Source organism: Thermacetogenium phaeum DSM 12270 (assembly GCF_000305935.1).
Lineage (GTDB): Bacteria > Bacillota > DSM-12270 > Thermacetogeniales > Thermacetogeniaceae > Thermacetogenium > Thermacetogenium phaeum.
This window is the reverse complement of sequence record NC_018870.1, coordinates 2,284,479-2,304,714: the sequence shown is the minus strand read 5'-3', so window position 1 is coordinate 2,304,714 and position 20,236 is coordinate 2,284,479. Positions and strand designations below refer to the sequence as shown.

Sequence of the window (20,236 nt, the reverse complement as noted above, 5' to 3'; positions counted from 1 at the left end):
TCATCAGGTCGGGATTCGTGTGCCTCGTCGGGAGGCCCAATGTGGGAAAGTCGACGTTGCTGAACCGGTTTGTCGGCCGCAAGGTCGCCATTGTGTCCGATAAACCGCAGACAACGAGGAACCGTATCCTGGGGATCCTTACCACTGAGGATGCCCAGGCTGTGTTTATCGATACACCGGGCATCCACAAGCCCCGCCATAAACTGGGGGCATACATGACCCGGATTGCCCAGAACACCCTGGAGGAGGTGGATCTGGTGCTCTACGTTGTGGATGCCTCCGTGCCGCCAGGGGCCGGGGAGGAGTACATCCTGGCTCTGCTGCGAAGGGTGAGCACCCCGGTGATTCTTGCCTTGAACAAGATCGATCTCGTCAAAAAGCAGGAGCTACTTCCCCTCATTGAGTGGTTCTCGGAACGGGGAAATTTCCTGGAGGTGATTCCTGTATCCGCTCTCACCGGAGAGAATATCGAAAGCTTAAACCGGTCGATACTTGAGAATCTGCCGGAAGGGCCTTTTTATTACCCTGTGGAAATGGTGACCGATCAGCCGGAGCGGTTTATCGCCGCGGAGATCATCAGGGAAAAGGTGCTCAACCTTACCCGGGAGGAGGTCCCGCACTCGGTCGTCGTCGTTGTCGAAGATATGCAGGAACGCCCGAACGGTATGCTTTACCTGGCAGCGGTGGTTTACGTGGAGCGCGATTCGCAGAAAGGGATCCTGATCGGCAAGGGAGGAAAGATGCTAAAGGAGATCGGTCGCCTGGCCAGGGAGGAGCTGGAGGTCATCTTCGGGAACAGGATTTACCTCGAGCTCTGGGTGAAGGTGAAGAAGGGCTGGCGGGATGATGAAGCAGCCCTGCGTTCCTTCGGATATGAGTAAACGAAAGGGAGTTATGTCTTGATGGTGAATCTGGCGCCCTTTATCGAGCATACCTTGCTGCGCCCTGATGCCGTGGCCGAAGATTATGAACGCCTCTGCCGGGAGGCCTGTGAGTGCGGGTTCTACGGGGTCTGCGTACCGCCGCAGAGAGTAGGACTGGCCCGTTCTCTGCTCGCCGGCAGCGCTGTCAGGGTGGTTACGGTGGCGGGTTTCCCTTTCGGATTTCAGGATCTTGCTGCCAAAGAAAAAGAGGTGGAAGAGGCGCTTGCAGAAGGGGCGGATGAGGTCGATGCCGTGATCCACATCGGTGCCCTGAAAGAGGGGCGCTTAGACGAGGTCGGGAGAGAGGTTTCGGCGTTAGTTAAGGTTGTCTCTTCCGCCGGAAAGGGGGAGGGGCGGCCGCTTCTCAAGATGATCATCGAAACCTGCTATCTGACCGATGAGGAAAAGGTGGCGGCGGCATGGTTGATTCGGGATGCGGGTGCGGATTTCGTCAAGACCTCCACCGGCTTTGGGCCGGGTGGGGCGACCGTGGAGGATGTGGCCCTTCTTATCCGGGCGACCGGAGGGGAGCTGCGGGTCAAGGCTTCAGGAGGCATCAGAACGAAGGAGCAGGCCCTGGCCCTGATCACCGCCGGGGCGGCGCGACTGGGAACCAGCCGCGGCCCGGATCTGGTGAAGTGATTAGAGGCAGTTTCCGGGAATGATTTCTTTTCGGGAATACACTTCATAGCACCTCCGGGCTAAGATGGGGCGGAGGATGCTGATAGCGATCGGGGGATTCCCGAAGGGCAGGGAATGCCTTTTTGTCGTTTGAGCTGATGACGAGGCAGGGTACGGTAATATAAAAGAGGAAACCCTTATAAAACCGGAGGTTTTGGAGGAGAATTTTGAGGAAAGGGCGGTTGGCGATGGGGAAAAAGATCGTGGTCGGGATCGGCAACCTCTTGCTCAAGGATGACGGGGTGGGCGTGCATGTGATCCGCGCCCTTGAGGGGAAGTCCCTCTCCCCTGAGGTAGAGCTGATCGACGGGGGGACGGCGGGTTGCGACCTGCTGCCGCTCCTGGCGGGGGCCGAGAAGATCATAGTTGTCGATGCCCTCCAGGGGGGAGGCCCGCCGGGAGCCATCTATCGCCTGACGCCTGAAGACTGCGGGCGTCAGAGCGGGGACGGCACCATCTCCCTTCACGACCTCGGCATTCTGGTGGCCTTCCACGACCTGCAGATGCTCGAGGGTAAGCCCGTCCCGGCCGTGATTATCGGGGTGGAGCCCGGGGAGATCGGCGTGGGGATGGAGTTGACTCCTCAGGTGAAGGCGACTATTCCCCGGGTGCTGGAGCTCATCGAGCAGGAACTGGAGCGCTGATGTCACGAATTACCAGAATATTTCCCAGATTACTCCTGGTCAAATCATGGCAGGCATGGTAAATTAGATTCAAAAGTTCCTGCAGGGAGGGAGCCGTCCACCTAGGGTTGACGGCGGGAAAGATGATCAAAATTTTACGGTTGATGCGAAAGTGGCGCCTGCTGACGGGAGTTTTCTGCCTTTTGATGGCTCTTTTTCTGGGATGGCCGGCTCCTGTAGATGCTTACACCGTCCTTAAGGAGGAGGTCTTTTCGGAGCCGGTGGCGGCAGGGGTGACCCTGCAAACGTACAGGCAGATGACTGATGAAGGGCTTCTCAAGATTTATGTTCTGAACGTCGATCTGACCAACCCCTACATTAAGATCGACACCATTATCGGCGCCGACAACCGCACCTTTGAAAAAGCCTCTCCGGTGCTCTCCAAGGCCGGGGCGGCCGGGGCGGTGGCGGCCGTCAACGGCGATTTCTTCCACCTGACAGAGGGTAAGCATCCTCTCGGTTTTACGGTCCAAAATGGTGAAGTTCTGACGACCCCGATGCTCTGGGGGGACTTCAACGCCTTCGCCCTCACAAGAGATCTCAGCCCCTTTATCGGCCGCTTTTCGTTTGCCGGTGAGGTCCGGGTGATCCCTCCCGAAGGAAATGGCGATCCTGCAAGCTTTCCCCTCTCCGGGATCAACAAACCGCGCTACTCGGCGCGGGTAGATGGACAAGTGGTGGTTTCCGACACCAACCGGCTTCAAATGTACAACAGGGTTTGGGGGCCGGTTAGCCGGGGTGCTCAGGCGGATCTCCCCGGCTGGACAGAAGTGGTTGTGGAAGATGGGAGAGTCATGGAGATGAGGATCGACCAGCCGCCTGTGGAGATCCCGGCTGATGGTTTTATCCTGTGCGGGCACGGGGAGGCCGCCCGTTTCCTGCAGGAGCACTGCCTCCCGGGGGCGCAGGTGGATGTCGACTGTGAGATCACACCGCTGGGGGAGGAAATCCAGACGGCCATTGGAGGCAAGGATCTGCTGGTAGTGGACGGCTGGGTCGCCCCCTCATTTAGCAAAGAACTGGAAGGAAAGTTCGCCCGTACCGCTGTGGCTTATTCGCGGGACGGCAAGCGCCTGTACCTGGTGGCCGTGGAGGGCGGCAAGGGCAGCCGCGGGATGCGTCTTCAGGAGCTGGCCGGCTTTCTGGTAGAGAGACTCGGCGCCTGGAATGCCATCAATCTGGACGGTGGAGGATCGACGACCATGGTCGCCCGGCCTCTGGGTGAAACCGGGTTGGCCCTCGTCAATACCCCTGCCCAGGGATCGCAGCGCTCGGTTCCCAATGCCCTGGGGGTGTTTTCCACCGCTCCTGCCGGAGAGCTGTCCGGGCTTGTTATCAGGGGGCCTGAGGAGGTGCTCGCCGGACTGGATTATTCTTACAAGGTAAGCGGCTACGACCAGTATTACAACCCCTTCACCGTTGACCAGGAAAATGTGACCTGGAGGATCGTCAAGGGTTCCGGGAGTATCGAGGGAGGCGTATTGAGGGCCGACCAGGGCGGGGCGCTGGTGATCGAAGCCTCTTACGGGGATGTCCGCGAGGAATTTGCGGTTAAGGCTCTGGGTGCCGCCGATCTCAAGGGCCTGGAGATCCAGCCGGGTGTCGTGAAGGTCGACCCCGGCAAGACGGTTTCCTTGAAGGTCAGGGCGCTCGGAAAGGACGGGAGAAGCTGGGACATCCCCGGCGGCAGGATCCGCTGGGAGATCACGGGAGCGGTCGGAACCATCAACAATGGGGTGTTTACGGCCGGCAGTGAGGATGCCGCCGGGCAGATCAAGGCCCACTTCCTGGGCCTGACGGCTGTAATTCCTGTAACCGTAGGCACACCGGTACCTGAAGATGTGCGCAATCACTGGGCATTGCCCCAGGTCAAAGAACTGCTGAAACGCGGTGTTGTCAGTGGCTACCCTGACGGTACTTTCCGCCCCGACCGGATGGTGACGAGGGGAGAGTTTGTGGTCATGCTTGCCAATGCACTGGATTGGACCGCGCCCTCTGTGGAGCTTCCCTTCAAGGACGAGATTCCCGACTGGGTCCGGCCCTGCCTGCAGGCTGCCTACGGTAAAGGTGTTGTCAGCGGTTTTCCGGACGGGACGTTTCGGCCGGATCAGAAGATCACCCGTGCCGAACTGGCGGTGATGGTGGCAGGGGCGCTGAATCTCCCCGCTGCGGAAAAGACGGTGGCCTTTGAGGATGCCGGGAAGATTCCCTCCTGGGCACGGGATGCCGTGCAGCGCGTGGCCGCAGCGGGGCTGATGGTCGGTTACGGAGGTTATTTCCGCCCGTTGGATAACGCCACCAGGGCGGAGGTGGCGGCGGTAATCTGTGCGGTTTTAACCGCCAACCCTTGAAAAATCAATCCTGTCTATAAGTAACGGTCAATGGGGGGATTGAATGAGGAAGGGCAGGCGGGTTGCCATTTTGGCCGTGCGCTTTGGCAACGGCCACTGGCAGGCCGCTCAGGCTTTAAAAACTGCTCTGGAAGAAGCCGACCCCACCATAGTGGTGGATGTCCGCAATTACCTGACCTTTGTGGGGCATCTCTTTGAGCTTCTTACCAGGGTGATTTATCACGATCTGATGATTCGTTTTCCCGGGATCTACAGAGTGTTCTTCTCCTTTACCAACAACCTGCATTCCGGTTCTTTTCTGCAGAGGCTGATCAATTCCTGCGGTTCCCGCAACTTCCTTCGTTACCTCAAGAAAACCGCTCCCTGCTTGATCATCAGCACCTTCCCGATTCCGTCCGCCGTTACCGCCGAGCTGAAAAGGAAGGGGTTGATCAGCTGCCCTTTGGTGACCGTGATCACCGATTATACCCTGCACCGCCAGTGGATTCAGCCGGGTACCGACCTCTACATTGTGGCGACCCGGGAGATGGCCGAGGAGCTGGAGAGATACGGGGTTTCCCCGCAATCCTTGGCCGTCCTGGGTATACCTGTTGCTCCCGGTCTGAAAGGCCGGACCGGGAAGGGTATCGGGAGGCTGCTACCGGCACTGCCGGCGGAATGCTACGATTTTCCCCTTGTCCTGGTGATCAACGGCGCCACCAACTTCAGGGGGGAACTCCCGGCGCTCTGCCGGATGCTGGCCGACTTTCCCATATCCCTGGTGGCGGTGGTGCTGGCCGTTGGGCGCCCCTCTCTGCGGGTCCGTCTGCGCCGGATGGTGGGGAAGGGGCGCAACCCGGTTTTTATCATGGGTTATTCCCGGGAGCTGCCATCTTTTCTGGAGCTGGCCACCTGTGTCATAAGCAAGGCCGGCGGGATGACGGTGAGCGAGGCCCTGGTTAAGGAATTGCCCCTGATCATTTACCGCCCCCTCCCCTGCCAGGAGGAGAAGAACCGCGACTATTTGGTGTCTTCCGGAGCGGCCCTCACTGCCGAGGATTTGGTGGAGCTTGAAGAGTGCCTGCGAGAGGTGCTCCTCAGACCCCATCTCTGCAGCCGGATGAGGGCAGCGGCGCGGCGCCTGCGCCGGCCGGATGCCGCAAGGGAGGCCGCCCGCCTCCTGCTGGCGTATCGGAAGTAGGGCCTTACTTTTGCTTCAGGCAGAGAAGCTGAGACGCAGGTGGCGGCTTCTCATTGACAGAGAGCAGCCAGAAAAAATATAATAATCCTGTTATAATAGTGTTTTTTCCATTTTTTCAAGAGGTTGAGGCGGCAGAAAGTCTAAGCCGACTGGGAGAGGGGGCATATTGACTTGATCGAGGTCAGGAACCTTACCAAGATTTACACTGCCCCAGGGCAAAAGATCGTCGCCCTCGATGACGTCAGCCTTCGTGTGGAAAAGGGGGAGATCTTCGGAATTATCGGATTGAGCGGTGCCGGCAAGAGCACCCTTATCCGCTGCATTAATATGCTGGAGAAGCCCACCAGGGGCTCTGTTTTTGTCGACGGAGTGGAGATTACGGCTCTTAATGAAAAGGAGTTGCGAAGAGCCAGACAGAAAATAGGGATGATCTTCCAGCACTTCAACCTTCTTTCCTCCCGGACGGTCTTCGACAACGTGATGTTCCCCCTGGAGATAGCCGGGATTCCCAGGAAGCAGGCTGCAGAGCGTGTTCGGGAACTGCTCGATCTGGTGGGCCTGGCCGATAAGGCGGATGTATATCCTGCCCAGCTGAGCGGTGGTCAGAAGCAGCGCGTGGGCATTGCCCGGGCTCTGGCCAGCTCTCCCAAACTGCTGCTGTCCGATGAGGCCACCTCTGCCCTCGACCCTCAGACCACCCGTTCCATCCTCAACCTGCTTAAGGATATTAACCGTAAGTTTAACCTCACCATTCTGCTGATCACCCACGATATGAATGTCATTAAGGAGGCCTGCGACCGGGTGGCGGTTATAGCCGATTCCCGCATTGTGGAGGTAGGGAATGTCCTCGATGTATTTTCCAATCCTCAGACGGAGACCTCCCGGAGCTTCGTCGATACGGTAATCAACAGGGATATTCCGGCGGATTTACTGCAGCGCTCCGGCGGCTGCGATTCCGGCACCATTTCCTATCTGGTGCGAGTCTCCTTTATCGGGGCCTCTGCCGGTAAGCCGCTGATTTCCTCCATGGTGAAAAGGTACGATGTCACGGCCAATATCATTTACGGGAAGATTGACCGCGTTAAGGATACACCCTTCGGTTACCTGACTCTGGAACTGTCTGGCCCCTCCGGGCAGTTGAATGAGGCCCTGGCCTTTTTGCGGAACAACGGGCTGGAAGTGGAGGTGCTGGAAGATGTTTGACCTGGCAGCGAACGCCTGGGTGGTGGACAGGGTCCTGCTGGCCACGTGGGAGACCATTTACATGGTGGCCATCTCCACATTTATGAGCTATGTCTTCGGTCTTCCCCTCGGCGTGATTTTGGTCGTTACCTCCGAGGGGCACATACTGGAAAACAGATGGATCAACAGCGTCATCGGTTCCATCGTCAACGCTACCCGCTCAGTTCCCTTTATCATCTTTTTGATCCTGATCATTCCCCTTACCCGGTTGATCGTGGGGACATCCATCGGAACCGTTGCTTCCATAGTTCCACTGACCCTGGCGGCGATCCCCTTCGTCGCCAGGCTTGTGGAAACGTCGCTCAAGGAAATCGAGTGGGGGCTCGTCGAGGCGGCGCTCTCCATGGGGGCGAGCGCCTGGCAGGTGATCTCCAAGGTGCTGATCCCGGAGGCCCTGCCCTCTCTTCTGCGCGGTGTCGCCATTACAACTATCAACCTGGTCGGCTACTCGGCGATGGCGGGTGTTGTGGGGGGAGGTGGTCTGGGAACGCTGGCTTACTATTACGGCTATCAACGCTACCAAAATACGGTGATGTGGATAACAGTTATCGTGTTGATTGTGCTGGTGCAGCTGGTGCAGATGCTGGGGGACGCCTCGGCAGCAAAAATCACTAACAGGAGGAGGTAGAGCGGTGAAGAGACTTTTTGCACTGATCTTTTGTTTCGCTTTATTGTTCGGGTTGGCCGCAGGGTGCGGGCAAAGGGAGACCGAAGAGCCGGAAAACGGAGCGACGGCGACGACTAAGCTGGTAGTAGGGGCCACCGCCAAGCCCCACGCCGAGATTCTGGAAGTGATCAAGCCCATGCTCAAGGAGCAGGGGATCGAACTGGAAATCAGGGAGTTCACGGATTATGTGCTGCTGAACCCGGCCCTTGAGGACGGCCAGATCGACGCTAACTTCTTCCAGCACATCCCTTATCTCGAGGACTACAACAAAGAGAACAACGCCGATCTCGTCTGGACGGTGAAGGTTCACAACGAGCCGATGGGGGTTTACTCGAAGAAATACCAGAAGGTTGAGGATTTCCCCAATGGAGCTACTGTCGGTATCCCCAATGACACGACAAATGGCGGGCGTGCCCTGATGGTTCTGGAGCGGTCCGGGATCATCAAGCTGAGAGAGGGTGCGGGGCTGACTGCCACCGAGAAGGACATCGTTGACAACCCGAAAAACCTCAAAATCCAGATGATGGATGCGGCGATGCTCCCCAGAGCCTTAGATGATCTGGACGCCTGCGTCATCAACAGCAACTACGCTCTGGAGGCCGGCCTCAACCCAGTCAAGGATTCCATCTTCATGGAGCCCAAGGACTCACCCTTCGCCAACGTGCTGGTGGTGCGGCCGGAGGATAAGGATAAAGAGGCCATCAAGAAGCTGGGTGAGGCCTTACAGTCTCCCCAGGTGAAGCAGTTCCTGGAGGAAAAGTACCAGGGAAGCTGTGTCCCGGCTTTCTAACGGCAATGAGAGCCGACAGGGCTTCTAGGCAAAAAAGAGAGAACCGCGCTGAAAGTTCTCTCTTTTTTATTCGGCCCCTGCGCCGCGATTGTTAACCCCCCGTTTTTACAAACAGAGCGTCTCCGTTTCTTCTGCCCTCTTACCGGGGGGTTGAACCTCCCCTTGGAAAACTTTTGTGCCCTTATTTCGATGTTGGAACGTAGAAAACCCGCTTGTTAACGGATGTCGTTGTTACTCTGCCGGATGCGCTCAACCCTTCGAGGTGCTTGATCACTTCTGTGATATGGATGCCCAGGCTTTTTGCAATGTCTTCGGCTGTGCACGGCCTCCTGTTCAGCAGGGCCAGGATATTCTCTTCATCCTCGGCGTGGGGAGCTGTGATGTGGGGTTCCTCATCTCCTTTCTCGCTGATGATGTCCACCTCCCCGGGGATGAGCGCCTTCAGGGCGATCATTTGCTCCGGAGGGATCGTAAGGGCGTACTCCTCTGCAGGTGGCCGGGACACTGTATTCAGCTGAACCCGGGCGGGGCCGATTCTTTCGATAAGGGATGCTATTTTCTTCACTTCGGAAGGTATTCCCGTAACTCCACCCAGCAGCAGAACCTCCAGCCAGACCTCTCCTGAAAAACGTTTGGTGAATTCGGCGAGGCCTTTAATCATGTTCTCAAACGAGATTTCCTCATGCGGGCGGTTGACGTATTGGAAGAGGTGCTCATCCCCGGCATCCAGGGAGGGGAGGACGAGGTCGGCAGCCATCAGAGCATCTTGGACTTCCTTTACCCAGAGCAGCGAGCCGTTGGTGAGAACGGCCAACGGAACATCTGTCAGACTTTTGATCCTTTCAATCAGTTCTCCGATGCAGGCGTTCAGCGTCGGCTCCCCAGACCCTGCCAGGCTGATGTAGTCAGGGGTTTCTCCGGTAGCAAGCTTTTCTTCTAGTTCCGAAAGAATGGCGTCGACGGAGACATATTCCTTTCGCTCGACGGTTTTAGCGGTGGTACGCCCCAGCTGGCAGTACACACAATCGTAGGTGCAGGTTTTGAAAGGTACCAAATCAATTCCCAGCGATCGGCCCAGGCGCCGTGAGGGAACAGGGCCGTAGATGTATTTATAGCTGACTGCTTTCATCAGTTCTTTATTCTCCTTCGCATGATGGTTTGCCGCAGCGCTCGGATCGACCACAGCAGGTTCTTCCGCTTTGTTCCAGCGAACATTCCTCCCTTCCAGGCCCCGGCCGGTCGCGGCGCTGCCCCTTGAGTATAAACCCGGCACCGCCGCTGATTAGCCTGTGCACCTTTCCCCGGCATTCCGGGCAGTCCGTCAACGGTGCTTCGGTTACGGCCTGCTGCCGTTCAAACCTGATGCCGCATCTTTCGCATACGTATTCATACGTCGGCATAAGCAACCATCCTTCCCATTAAATTGTTTTTTCCTTTAACGAATATGCCTGTTGAGGAGAAAAGGCTGTTGTAGAATAAAGAAGAGACACGTGCAGGGTTCTGCACGTGCCTGTCCTCTTATTCTTCTCCGGCTTTGCCTAGCTCTTTCAGGCGCTTTTCTATTCTTTTGAGCTCTTCCCTGATGACTTCTGCCTGATTTTTCAAAAATGTTGCTTCCTGCTCGGGGCCGGCGGCATAGAAGGGGCGCCCGTAAAAAGGAGCAGCCCATTGCCAACTCCAGGCCCGTCCCCACCACCTCCTGCCGAATCCGGAGGGATTCATGAAACCGGGAACGGGAAATCCGGCACAGTATCCGGCGGCCCTTCCTGTCATCGGACCAAGGCCCCACGGACCAGTTCCATCACCTCTAGGCATTGTTCACACCTCCTTGCTAATAAAGGATTACAGGATAACGGTTAATGACCCATGGCCGCGGCAGATAAAGGGGTGCTGACCAACCGGGATGGTATAGGCGTGCCCGGCCGGGCAATCCCGCTGCGTAATACAGCCGACACCAACCCCGACCGCGGCCGAAACCGAACCTTCCTCCACTTCCCCACCAGGGCATGTTTTGCGCCTCCCTCCCGGGAAATTGTTATGGGCATATGCCCATATTCAGTGTATCCGCTCGTTTCCCGAATGGTCAAGCCTGAATTGCCGGGTAAAATAGGTAAAATAAGAGCGGCGAGATTTGTTGTCCATAAATAGCCCTTGAGGCTTCCTATAGCTCCACTTTTCTTGGCCGCATGATTGATTTTCTTGTTGGGAGTTATTGCCTGCACGCTGTTAAAATAAAAAGGTCATATGCCATTAATAAACCGGTTGGGGGGATCGGATTGGAACTGGCCTGCGTAAAAATAACGGTGCTCTGTGAAAATACTGTCGGTGTCCCTGCCGGCCTGGTGGGAGAGTGGGGACTGGCCATGCTCGTGGAAGCGGCCGGCAAAAAGCTCTTGTTTGATACCGGGGAACAGGGTGCGGTGATCAATAACGCCGCAGCCTTGGGGGTAGACCTGCGCGCTGTGGATGCTCTGGTCATGAGCCACGGACACTACGACCACGCCGGCGGCATGCGGGCTTTGTTGCGTTATCGGGGGAGGCTTCCTGTTTACCTTCATCCCGATTTCTTTATTCCCCGTTATTCCTCTACGCCGCGTGAGCATTACATCGGAGTTCCTTACAGGCGGGAGGAGCTGGAGAGCCTCGGGGCGAATTTCGCGTTTTCCCGCGAGCCTTTGGAAATCGTGCCGGGCGTCTGGTTTAGCGGGGAGGTGCCGCGGAAAACCCCTTTCGAAAAGGGGGATAACGCTCTGTTTCATCTTAAAGACGGCAGCAAGGTGAGCGATCCCGTCCGTGATGACGTGAGCCTCTTCTGCGTTACAAAAGGGGGCCTTTTGATCGTGGTGGGCTGCGCTCACGCCGGAATAGTAAACATTGTGGAACACGCCCGCCGGGTGACCGGCCGCAATCAGGTCTACGGTATCATAGGCGGTACCCACTTAGGGGCGGTTTCCGAGGCGCAGAGGGAGGCCACTATAGAATACTTGAAGAAGTTGGATCTGAAGTTCCTGGCCGTCAATCACTGCAGCGGAATGCCGGTGATCGCAGAGCTGTTTCGCCTATTTCGTTCTGAATTCCATTTCGCCTCGGCCGGGACTGTTTTTAAGTTAGAATTCTAAAAATGCATTAAAATAGAAGTTGATCGACAGCGTGGTTATTCCTCTAGGCCTTTTGGGAGACTTGTGGTGTGCCGGAAAAATATGAGGCTTTGAAGGAGATGATGCCGATGAAGGAAGGTTTGGTGGTCGGGGTCTGTGTAAGCGAGAAGCGAGGCACTGGAAAGGTAAATGTTGGGAAGGGGTACCTTGCGAAGGATTACGGGCTGATCGGGGATGCCCATGCCGGTTCCGAGAGGCCGCTCAGCATCCTGCCGCTGGAGCTCATCGAACGGGTTGCTTCGGAGAAGGGGATTAAGGCGAACCCCGGAGACTTTGCCGAAAATATTACCGTAAAGGGCATCGACATGGGAGGGATCCGCCCGGGAACACGGATGTCGATAGGTGAGGCGGAGGTAGAGGTTATTCAAATCGGCAAGGAGATCGACGCCTCCCACACTTTCTCCTTTCACGGTATCGCCCTCCTGGTCTCAGAGGGGTGCTTTTGCCGGGTTGTGCGCAGCGGCAGAGTAAAGATCGGCGATTCCGTCCGCCTGCTGGAAGAGTTTAACTGAAGGCTTTAGCGGCTCCGTTACCAAAAAATATCCCGCGCATCCACTTGCTTTCTTGTAGGAAGTGTGTTATAGTCATAAACGAAAAGGGCAAATGCCCATTAAGTGGGGTGTTCGTCGTATTGAGTATAGTTCCCGGCAACCGTTAAACGCCGGTAGAGTCTTTCCGGCTGTAAGGGAATGTAATCCTTGAGTGCGGGAAGGGAACACGTGAGAGGCGTTAGAGAAAGGCATAGCGCCAGAGGAAGGAGGTGTTGAAGTATGCCTCGCGGCAGGCACTACTTCGGACCGGGATTCTGGAAAGGCGGGCCCGGCCCTGCACCTTGGGCAGGCGGATGGTGGGGAGGCAACCCTGCGCCTTTCTGCCGGTTTTTCCCCTGGCTTCCCAGACACTGGTGGGCATACCCGGGATGGGGGTTTGATGCAGGATGGCTGCCGGGGTACTGGGGAGCAGAGCAGGACTGGAAGGAGAATGAGGCAGCAGTTCTCAAGCAGCAGGCGGCCTTTTTAGAAAAACAGTTAGAAGAGATCAACAGGCGCCTGGGAGAACTGGGAGAACAGAAATAAAAATAATCTAAAGAAACAGGTCGTTTCTTCCAGCTGCCTACCCCCCCTTCAATTAGGGAGCAAGAGGCATATTCTCCCTCTGTCCCACGATGTTCTTTCTCCTGAGAGAGACGGGGAGCATCGTGGTTTTTCTTGTTGGCGCGGCATCCTTTGTCGGTCTTGGTCTTTCGCACATAGAGATTACGCAAAGCATCCGACTGGATGGGGTTGATTTGAATCGGGAGTCGAGCGGTAGACCGGCAGGGTATGCGCTCTATTTTCATGACAGTATCCAGTTTCACTTAACAGCCGGGCTTACCTTTGATAAAATGAGAAGGGTTGTTTTAGCGCTGTCTGGAGGCGGCTCTCTTCTCCGGCGGTGAACGGCTCTTCGCCGGAAATTAGTTTATGAGAGCTGGTCGGGCAGACCCGAGTGTGCTGTATTGCTGGAGACGTCAGATAAATGCCAAAAAAGAGGCTTGGCCAATTTTTATTTGGGAGGCGCATCAAGTGAGTAAAAAAGAATCTGCTTGCGATTCCTGCCCTTCGAAAAGCGAGAACTGCGAGGCTGGCTGCGACCGGAAGAATATGATTAAGCCTCAAGAGGGGATTAAATCGGTAATTGCCGTCATGAGCGGCAAAGGCGGGGTTGGCAAATCGACGGTTACCGCCCTGCTGGCAGGCTTCATGGCGAAAAAAGGGCACGAGGTGGGCATCCTCGACGGTGACATCACCGGGCCGAGCATTCCGCGCCTGCTGGGGCTCAAGGGAGGCAGGATCGGCGCCGGTCAGCGCGGGCTGATACCCTACCGGACGGAGCTGGGCGTCAAGGTGATGTCCCTGAACCTCTTTTTCGAGCGGGAGGATGAGGCTGTGATCTGGAGGGGTCCCATGCTCGCCGGGGCCGTCAAGCAGTTCTGGGAGGACGTCGACTGGGGGGAACTGGATTTTCTCTTTGTGGACCTGCCGCCGGGGACGGGCGACGTGCCCCTCACCGTGCTCCAGAGCCTTCCGCTGGACGGGGTGATCATCGTCTTCTCCCCGCAGGATCTGGCGATCATGATCGTCAAAAAGGCGCTGCGGATGGTCCGCACTCTCGACGTTCCCGTCATTGGTTTCGTGGAAAATATGGCCTACCTGGAGTGCCCGGAGTGTGGCAAGGTAATTTATCCTTACGGAAAGCCGAAGGGGAGTCAGGTGAGCGAAGAAACGGGTGTTCCCGTTCTGGCAACCCTTCCCATTCAGCCCTCTTACACGAGCTTCGGTGACCAGGGCAAGCTGGAAATGCTGGAAACGCCGGAGTTTGAGCAGCTGGCGGATCGCCTGGAGAAGGTCGCGGCCTGCGGCTCTGAAGCAATAAGCAATAATTAGCTCATTCTGACGGCGGAGTCCGTCCGTCGCTTTTACTAACGATCGGGAGGAGTAAACCGGTGCTGAAGATAAAAAACCGTCCCTTCTTCTGCTCCTGGAGCGGGGGAAAGGATTCCTGCTTTGCGCTTTACCATGCTCTCCGGGCGGGAGGGCAGCCGCGCTACCTTTTTACTATGCTTTCGGAAGAGGGAGAGCATTCCCGCGCCCACGCCCTGCCCTTAACGCTGCTTCGGAAACAGGCGGCGGCGCTGGGAATTCCGCTGGTGACGGCAGCCGCCTCCTGGGATGACTACGAAAGGGTATATACCGACCAGTTGAGGGAATTCCAAAGAGAGGGAGTAGAAGTGGGGGTCTTTGGCGACATCGACCTGGAGGAGCACCGCCAGTGGGTGGAAAGAGTCTGCGCCGGGGTGGGGCTTGAGGCCTGCCTGCCTCTCTGGAAGAGGCGGCGGCGGGAGCTGGTGGAGGAGTTTATCGACCTGGGTTTCCGGGCGGTGATCGTCGTGGTCAAAGAGGAGCGAATGGACGCCCGTTTTCTGGGGAGGGTGCTGGATCGCCCACTGTTGGCAGAGCTGGAGCGCGAAGGGGTCGATGCGGCCGGGGAGAACGGGGAGTATCACACGGTTATCACCGGTGGGCCGCTCTTTGCGCAGCCGCTCAGGCTTGAAGTCAAAGGCCGGGTGTCCCGGGATGGATATGCCTTTTTGGAAGTTGAATGAGACTGTGAATTCAGCAAAACTTTTGCAGATGCAGAATTTGAATTTATAAATTTATAGAATTATAGCGACATGCCGGAAGAAGAGAGCCTGGGAAGAGGGATGACCGGGCTCTCTTCTTTTTTGAAAGGCCGGTGGCACAGCGCAGTTAAGCGGCAGAGGCGCACAACCGGCCCGGTAGGTACTGCCCGTTTTTTTATCAACCTGTAATATCTGGAGTTGCTTTGCAGTAATAGGTAATAGATGCGCGGAAATGATAAAACGGTCATTTATGGGAGGAGGTAATGGTATGAGGCGGCAGTTCGGGTGGTGGGTTGTGCTGGCTCTGGCGTCGTTCCTGATTTTCGGGAGTGTGCCGCCGGCACTGGCGAAGGATGTGGTAGCGAGCGCGGGAAGAACGGAGAAAGGCGCTGGGATCACACTGGAAGAGGCCATCATGGTGGCGAAGCGGTTTGTGCAGGTACCGGATGAGTACCAGAATTTTCAACCAGGTTACTGTGAGGGAGACGAGGTTTTTTGGGAGCTGCGGTGGAGCAGTGATAATCCTGAAGGGGGAGATGTCACCGCCAGGGTCAATGCCAGGACCGGGGAACTCTGGGGGTTTACCCGCTGGGACCCGCAGCCGGGAAAGATAAGGCGCGGCCTTCCCAAGCTGACCCGTGCCGACGCCCAGGAGATCGCCTGTAATTTTTTGAAAGAGGCGCTTCCGGGCTATTTTGGGAATCTGCAGCTTGTTGAGGATGACAGCTTTCCCTATATCAGTCTGAGGGAGACGGCTACGCCCTCTTACAACATCAATTTTGTCCGGTTGCAGAACGGGATCCCCTTCCGGGAAAATAGTGCCAGTGTGGAAGTGGACGCCAACACCGGTGAGATCTTAAGCTTTTATTTTAACTGGAACAGCAGGCTGGATTTTCCCAAAGCGGAGGGCGTTATGGAGGAGGAACGGGCAAAAACCCTGTGGCGCCAGAACGCTCGGGTGGAACTGATTTACGTGATGCAGGGGGGAGAGGATAGAAAGGATGCCACCCCGCGTCTTGTTTTTGCTCCCGGACAGGGGGAATTGATGATCGATGCCCGAACCGGTGAGGTTCTCAAACCCGAGGATTTTTATTACGGCGATCTGGTAGGGGGTGCCGGCGGGGCGGAGTCAAACGCAGCCCGGCGCAGAGAAGCACCTCTGACGCCGGCGGAGCAGGCCGCTCTGGACGAGATGGGAAAATTGATTGCAAAAGAGAAGGCCCTCGATGCCGCCCGCTCTCTGGTTGGCATACCCCAGGGAATGGAGCTGGAAGGGGCGGAGCTCCGGGAGGAGTATTTCACAGGTCGCAAGGTCTGGAACTTCAACTGGAGGAACAAGAAGACCGAAGAAGGGCTTAACGTGCGCGTCGATGCCGTGAAAGGGGATGTTATCGGTTTCAGGTTCTTCAACCCGGACCCTCTGCAAGATAAGGAGCCCGGTTACGGCGAGGCTCAGGCCCGGAAGGCTTCAAAAGAGCTGCTGGAGAGGGTAGCCCGGGGATACCTGAAAGAACTTGAGGAGCTCCGGGTGGTGCCTGTCCCCGGCAGGTTTCCGGTTGTCAGGTCCACCGGGGCCCCGGAGGATCCCCGGCCGGTGGGCTTCAGGGTCACCGCCCGGAGACTGGTTAAAGGCATTCCCTTTATCAACGACGGGGTGGAAATCTATTACGATGCCTGCCAGGGCAGGATAACGAGCTATGAGCTCACCTGGAGCGATGGGGACTTTCCGGAGGCGCGGGGAGTTATCGGCAGGGAACAGGCGGAGAATGTCCTGCTGGGAAGGGATAATCTAACGCTGAGCTACTGCCGGGAGTTCCCCACCGCCTATAATACGAATGCGGACCGCCCGCTCCGCCTTGTCTACACCCTGGATTTCCGCAAAGCACCGGCTTATGTGGATGCCTTCAGCGGGACCGGCCTGGACTACGACTTCCAGCCCAAGGACAAGTCCGGACAGGTCTTCTCCGACCTCAACGGGCTTTCCGGTGCCGGGGAGATTGACCTGCTGGTGAAGGCGAGGGTTATCCCCGTTTACGAGCAGAAGTTTCACCCGCAGGAACAGCTTATCCAGCGTGATTTTCTGATCTGGCTGGTGCGGGCTACAGGGTGGCCCTCGGCTCCTGCCGGAACTCCGGAGAAGGAGTTTGAAAAAGCATATCGCAATGCCTTGCTCATGGGCATTCTGAAGCCTGGTGAGAAATACCTGCCCGGCGAACCTCTAAGCAGGCTCACCATGGCCAGGCTGGCCGTGCGCGCTATAGGCTGGGAGGAGGCGGCGCAGCTTTCCGGGATCTGGTCGCTTCCCGGAAGCGTCAAGGGTCTGCCCCAGGAGGACACTGGGTATGTTGCCCTGGCGTCCGGGCTTGGCCTTTTGGATCTGACCGGTAAGGATGTTGACCTGGGGGCGGGTCTTTCCCGAAGCGACGGTGCCCTGGCCATCTACAGGCTGTTAAAATAAGCTCGCAGATCGTTGCTCTGAGATCGGCAACAGGGATGACTCCCTGTTGCCTGATCCCCGGCTTCGCCTGCGGTGGCAGTTCTGCCCGGTGCCGGGATGGCCTTATCTCGTGATGGGGGAGGCCGTCCCGGGCTGCAGGAAGATACTGCCGTCGTTCCACATGAACCGGGCACACGCCCGGGTGTGCTCTTAAAATTAACAGGAGACCAGCATGCCGCCTCCGGCGGCACCAACAGAGGAACGAAAAAAGGGGTTATCCTTATCGGCGCAGCGACCTTATGGAGGTTTTTACTCGCCCTTGACGAAAGGAGCAGCAAACGGCAGTCGAATCGAGACAGAATGTCGAGATAGGCGACTCTGCGCCAGGGAAGGCGCATAGGAGCCGGTCGGCTGCTTATCTATCGACGAGTGTTAGGGCGAGTTAAACCAAAAGATCCGGGAGCAAGCGCAAGGATAAACCGGAACGTATTTTCATGGCAGAAAAGAACGGAATGATGCTGCAACCGGTGGCTCGGTTAACCGCTCCTGATATATGAGCAAGGCTTAAGAGTACCAGCGAGATCCAACAAAAACCTGGACTGCAGCCGGAGCAAAGAGGCAGCTAGGGAGCCTCTCACCTAGTGCGGAGGATCAACCCAAAAGCAAGATACAAAGGGAACAACCGGATGGTTGTTTCTTTTTTTATATGGATCTTCCCAGATGTTGTAATCAGTTCTTGCGTTCTGATATTGTGAGCAGCGCTTGCGTTCCCGTGTTCCTTGTGTTAAATTATTCTTATAAGGGCATATGCCAATTAACGGTTGCGTGAAACGAATGGCAGTAAACCGGTTAAGGAGGTTGGGAAAGTGAGGATCGGTATAACCGCTACCGGAAAAGACCTGGAATCATTGATGGATCCGCGCTTTGGAAGGTGTGCTTACTTTCTCCTGGTGGATCCGGAAACGATGGAGTGTCAAGGAATGGAAAACCCCGGCAGTACGGCCGGGGGCGGGGCCGGCATTCAGGCGGCACAGGCATTTTTAAAATCGGGTGCTGAGGTCTTGATAACCGGGCAGTGCGGTCCCAATGCCTTTGAGGTACTGTCTGCCGGTGGTGTTAAAGTCTACCAGGCGCCGGAAGTGAAGGTCAGGGAGGTCGTCGAGCTTTATAAAAAGGGGGAGCTGACCGAAATCGGCGCTCCGGGACCGGCACATCGAGGGATGGGACGCCGATGATTATTTCCGTTTTAAGCGGCAAAGGGGGCACCGGCAAGACAACCGTTGCCGTAAACACGGCGTTTTCTCTGGCTGCCAAAGGGGAAAAGGTTCTGCTGGTGGACGCCGACGTGGAGGAACCCAATGCCGCTTTGTATCTGAAGCCTGATTTGCAGGAATCGGCGGGCGTATCTCTCTTAGTGCCGCAGATCGATGAGGGACGCTGTGACTATTGCGGTAGGTGCTCCGACTTCTGCCAGTTTAATGCTCTGGCCGTGGCCGGGAGCAGTATGATGACCTTCCCGGAGCTCTGTCACGGCTGCGGAGGATGCGCCTTGGTCTGTCCCAACCAGGCAATTAGGGAGGTTCCCAGGGAGATCGGTGTGATTGAGAAGGGCTGGGCCGACGGCATCGAGTTCTGGCAGGGACGCCTCCATGTCGGGGAACCGCTGGCGGTTCCTATAACGCGGGCGCTTAAAGATGGCCTGGCAGATATTGAGGATGAACGGGTCGTCATCATCGATGCTCCTGCCGGCGCCTCCTGCTCCGTAATTGAGGCCGTCAGAGACAGCGACTTTGCCCTGCTGGTGACCGAACCTACCCCCTTTGGGCGCCATGATTTGGAGATAGCGCTGCGGTTGATGCAGCACCTGCGGCTGCCGCACGGTGTCGTGATCAACCGCGCCGGAACGGATAACAGCATCATCGCAGAGCTGTGCCGGGAGCGGAAAATTCCGGTCCTTCTCGAGATAGGGTTCAGCGCTCACCTGGCGGAGTTGGGTTCGCAGGGGATTCCCTTTAGTAAGGCCTTGCCTTACTGGCAGGACAAATTCTACGGGATGTATCAGTCCTTAAAGGAGTGCAACTCATGCGCCAGCTCGTGGTAATCAGCGGAAAAGGTGGAACCGGGAAGACTACGGTTACGGCTGCCTTCATTGCCCTTGCCGGGAAGGCGGTCGTCGCCGACGCCGATGTCGAGGCTCCTAACCAGCACTTGCTGCTTCAACCGGAGGTGCGGGAAAGGCGAGACTTTATCGGGGCAAAGATGGCGGTCAAGGATGCCGGGAAGTGCGATCGCTGTGGGAGATGCCAGGAACACTGCCGGTTCCAGGCCATTCAGGAAATGGAGGTCGACCCTACGCGCTGTGAGGGGTGTGGGGTCTGCGTTGCCGTCTGCCCAACGGGAGCGCTGCGCCTGGAGGATGAAGTGACCGGCACCCTCATGACCTCGGAGACGGAGTATGGGCCGTTCTCCCATGCCCTGCTGGAAATCGGAGCTGAGGGATCGGGAAAACTGGTGACCGAGGTGCGCCGCAATGCCGAATCCCTCCGGGGAGAGGAGCCCCTGTTGATTATCGACGGATCACCCGGGATCGGCTGCCCGGTGATCGCTTCCCTGAGCGGTACCGACCTTGCCCTGATCGTGACAGAACCCTCCGTTTCCGGGCTACACGATCTGGAGCGGATCCTCAAGGTGGCACGGCACTTCGGCGTGAACGCCCTTGTGTGCATTAACAAGTGGGATCTGTGTCCGGAGCTGAGCAGAAAGATCGAGAGCTTCTGTGAGGATGAAGGTGTGGAAATGGTTGGTAAAATTCCCTTCGATCCCGGAGTGCTGGATGTCGTTAAACAGAGGCTGCCTGTTAAAGACTTGTTGAAAACCAGGGCGGGGGAGGCCCTGGTGATGATATGGGATGCTGTCAACAAGCGACTGTTTGAGGAAAACACCTTTGAACAATAATAAGTA

The 20,236-nt window shown here is 56.9% G+C and carries 21 protein-coding genes; 18 read left to right on the top strand and 3 right to left on the bottom strand.

All coding sequences use genetic code 11. The features are described 5' to 3' along the window. Window positions 1-2 precede the first annotated feature (2 nt). From era to TPH_RS11240, 8 genes are all read left to right on the top strand, one after another. A complete protein-coding gene (era, locus tag TPH_RS11275; protein WP_211233868.1) occupies window positions 3-881 on the top strand; it encodes a GTPase Era in 879 nt (292 codons plus the stop codon). Between the two features lie 21 nt (window positions 882-902). Further along, the gene (gene deoC, locus TPH_RS11270; RefSeq protein WP_015051330.1) at window positions 903-1,565 is read left to right on the top strand and encodes a deoxyribose-phosphate aldolase; all 663 of its coding nucleotides are present in this window, start codon (window positions 903-905) and stop codon (window positions 1,563-1,565) included. Window positions 1,566-1,771: 206 nt separating this feature from the next. Beyond that, window positions 1,772-2,248: a hydrogenase maturation protease gene (locus tag TPH_RS11265; protein WP_015051329.1), complete on the top strand. Its 477-nt coding sequence runs from the start codon at window positions 1,772-1,774 to the stop codon at window positions 2,246-2,248. A 122-nt stretch (window positions 2,249-2,370) separates the two neighbouring features. Continuing rightward, the gene (locus TPH_RS11260) at window positions 2,371-4,638 is read left to right on the top strand and encodes an S-layer homology domain-containing protein (RefSeq protein ID WP_015051328.1); all 2,268 of its coding nucleotides are present in this window, start codon (window positions 2,371-2,373) and stop codon (window positions 4,636-4,638) included. 43 nt (window positions 4,639-4,681) lie between these two features. Then, window positions 4,682-5,818, top strand: coding sequence for an MGDG synthase family glycosyltransferase (locus tag TPH_RS11255; protein ID WP_015051327.1), 1,137 nt, complete (start codon window positions 4,682-4,684; stop codon window positions 5,816-5,818). 171 nt (window positions 5,819-5,989) lie between these two features. Further along, a complete protein-coding gene (locus tag TPH_RS11250) occupies window positions 5,990-7,021 on the top strand; it encodes a methionine ABC transporter ATP-binding protein (protein WP_015051326.1) in 1,032 nt (343 codons plus the stop codon). Beyond that, window positions 7,014-7,688, top strand: a complete 675-nt coding sequence (locus TPH_RS11245) for a methionine ABC transporter permease (RefSeq protein WP_015051325.1) — start codon at window positions 7,014-7,016, stop codon at window positions 7,686-7,688. The genes TPH_RS11250 and TPH_RS11245 overlap by 8 nt, the downstream gene beginning before the upstream one ends. 4 nt (window positions 7,689-7,692) lie before the next feature. After that, entirely contained in the window at window positions 7,693-8,517 is an 825-nt protein-coding gene (locus TPH_RS11240) for a MetQ/NlpA family ABC transporter substrate-binding protein (RefSeq protein WP_015051324.1), read from the top strand. Between the two features lie 181 nt (window positions 8,518-8,698). On the opposite strand, the gene TPH_RS11235 is transcribed toward TPH_RS11240, so the two are convergent. The 3 genes from TPH_RS11235 to TPH_RS11230 all read right to left on the bottom strand — a co-directional run bounded on the left by TPH_RS11235 (window position 8,699) and on the right by TPH_RS11230 (window position 10,332). Beyond that, window positions 8,699-9,646 (bottom strand): radical SAM protein, encoded by a 948-nt coding sequence (locus TPH_RS11235; protein WP_015051323.1) that lies wholly within the window; start codon window positions 9,644-9,646, stop codon window positions 8,699-8,701. A 7-nt stretch (window positions 9,647-9,653) separates the two neighbouring features. Then, window positions 9,654-9,917 carry an FmdB family zinc ribbon protein gene (locus TPH_RS14890; protein WP_015051322.1) on the bottom strand — a complete coding sequence of 88 codons (264 nt, stop codon included), beginning with the start codon at window positions 9,915-9,917 and terminating at the stop codon, window positions 9,654-9,656. 118 nt (window positions 9,918-10,035) lie between these two features. Beyond that, on the bottom strand, window positions 10,036-10,332 hold the full coding sequence (locus tag TPH_RS11230; RefSeq protein ID WP_015051321.1) for a DUF5320 domain-containing protein: 297 nt from the start codon (window positions 10,330-10,332) through the stop codon (window positions 10,036-10,038). 461 nt (window positions 10,333-10,793) lie between these two features. Here TPH_RS11230 and TPH_RS11225 point away from each other — a divergent pair, with 461 nt between their 5' ends. The 10 genes from TPH_RS11225 (at window position 10,794) to TPH_RS11180 (ending at window position 20,230) form a co-directional block, all read left to right on the top strand. After that, complete coding sequence (locus tag TPH_RS11225; RefSeq protein ID WP_015051320.1) at window positions 10,794-11,636, top strand: MBL fold metallo-hydrolase; 843 nt, start codon at window positions 10,794-10,796, stop codon at window positions 11,634-11,636. Window positions 11,637-11,704: 68 nt separating this feature from the next. Beyond that, entirely contained in the window at window positions 11,705-12,187 is a 483-nt protein-coding gene (locus TPH_RS11220; protein WP_049886125.1) for an MOSC domain-containing protein, read from the top strand. Between the two features lie 258 nt (window positions 12,188-12,445). After that, window positions 12,446-12,751, top strand: a complete 306-nt coding sequence (locus TPH_RS11215) for a DUF5320 domain-containing protein (RefSeq protein WP_015051318.1) — start codon at window positions 12,446-12,448, stop codon at window positions 12,749-12,751. A gap of 489 nt (window positions 12,752-13,240) precedes the next feature. Continuing rightward, the gene (locus tag TPH_RS11205) at window positions 13,241-14,101 is read left to right on the top strand and encodes an Mrp/NBP35 family ATP-binding protein (RefSeq protein WP_015051317.1); all 861 of its coding nucleotides are present in this window, start codon (window positions 13,241-13,243) and stop codon (window positions 14,099-14,101) included. Between the two features lie 59 nt (window positions 14,102-14,160). Continuing rightward, complete coding sequence (locus TPH_RS11200; protein ID WP_015051316.1) at window positions 14,161-14,820, top strand: Dph6-related ATP pyrophosphatase; 660 nt, start codon at window positions 14,161-14,163, stop codon at window positions 14,818-14,820. Between the two features lie 286 nt (window positions 14,821-15,106). Then, window positions 15,107-17,296 (top strand): YcdB/YcdC domain-containing protein, encoded by a 2,190-nt coding sequence (locus TPH_RS11195; protein WP_015051315.1) that lies wholly within the window; start codon window positions 15,107-15,109, stop codon window positions 17,294-17,296. A gap of 72 nt (window positions 17,297-17,368) precedes the next feature. After that, a complete protein-coding gene (locus tag TPH_RS15205) occupies window positions 17,369-17,647 on the top strand; it encodes a hypothetical protein (protein ID WP_148275907.1) in 279 nt (92 codons plus the stop codon). Between the two features lie 494 nt (window positions 17,648-18,141). Next, window positions 18,142-18,510, top strand: coding sequence for a NifB/NifX family molybdenum-iron cluster-binding protein (locus tag TPH_RS11190; protein ID WP_015051314.1), 369 nt, complete (start codon window positions 18,142-18,144; stop codon window positions 18,508-18,510). Continuing rightward, the gene (locus TPH_RS11185; RefSeq protein WP_015051313.1) at window positions 18,507-19,376 is read left to right on the top strand and encodes an ATP-binding protein; all 870 of its coding nucleotides are present in this window, start codon (window positions 18,507-18,509) and stop codon (window positions 19,374-19,376) included. Before TPH_RS11190 ends, TPH_RS11185 begins: the two co-directional genes overlap by 4 nt. Then, entirely contained in the window at window positions 19,358-20,230 is an 873-nt protein-coding gene (locus TPH_RS11180) for an ATP-binding protein (RefSeq protein WP_015051312.1), read from the top strand. Before TPH_RS11185 ends, TPH_RS11180 begins: the two co-directional genes overlap by 19 nt. The last annotated feature ends 6 nt before the right edge of the window (window positions 20,231-20,236 follow it).

Excerpts from the sequence above, each read along its gene's own strand:
- deoC (WP_015051330.1), top strand. The coding sequence starts at position 903 with ATGGTGAATCTGGCGCCCTTTATCGAGCATACCTTGCTGCGCCCTGAT.
- TPH_RS11260 (WP_015051328.1), top strand. The coding sequence starts at position 2,371 with ATGATCAAAATTTTACGGTTGATGCGAAAGTGGCGCCTGCTGACGGGA.
- TPH_RS11255 (WP_015051327.1), top strand. The coding sequence starts at position 4,682 with ATGAGGAAGGGCAGGCGGGTTGCCATTTTGGCCGTGCGCTTTGGCAAC.
- TPH_RS11245 (WP_015051325.1), top strand. The coding sequence starts at position 7,014 with ATGTTTGACCTGGCAGCGAACGCCTGGGTGGTGGACAGGGTCCTGCTG.
- TPH_RS11235 (WP_015051323.1), bottom strand. The coding sequence starts at position 9,646 with ATGAAAGCAGTCAGCTATAAATACATCTACGGCCCTGTTCCCTCACGG.
- TPH_RS14890 (WP_015051322.1), bottom strand. The coding sequence starts at position 9,917 with ATGCCGACGTATGAATACGTATGCGAAAGATGCGGCATCAGGTTTGAA.
- TPH_RS11230 (WP_015051321.1), bottom strand. The coding sequence starts at position 10,332 with ATGCCTAGAGGTGATGGAACTGGTCCGTGGGGCCTTGGTCCGATGACA.
- TPH_RS11215 (WP_015051318.1), top strand. The coding sequence starts at position 12,446 with ATGCCTCGCGGCAGGCACTACTTCGGACCGGGATTCTGGAAAGGCGGG.
- TPH_RS11195 (WP_015051315.1), top strand. The coding sequence starts at position 15,107 with ATGAGGCGGCAGTTCGGGTGGTGGGTTGTGCTGGCTCTGGCGTCGTTC.
- TPH_RS11185 (WP_015051313.1), top strand. The coding sequence starts at position 18,507 with ATGATTATTTCCGTTTTAAGCGGCAAAGGGGGCACCGGCAAGACAACC.
- TPH_RS11180 (WP_015051312.1), top strand. The coding sequence starts at position 19,358 with ATGCGCCAGCTCGTGGTAATCAGCGGAAAAGGTGGAACCGGGAAGACT.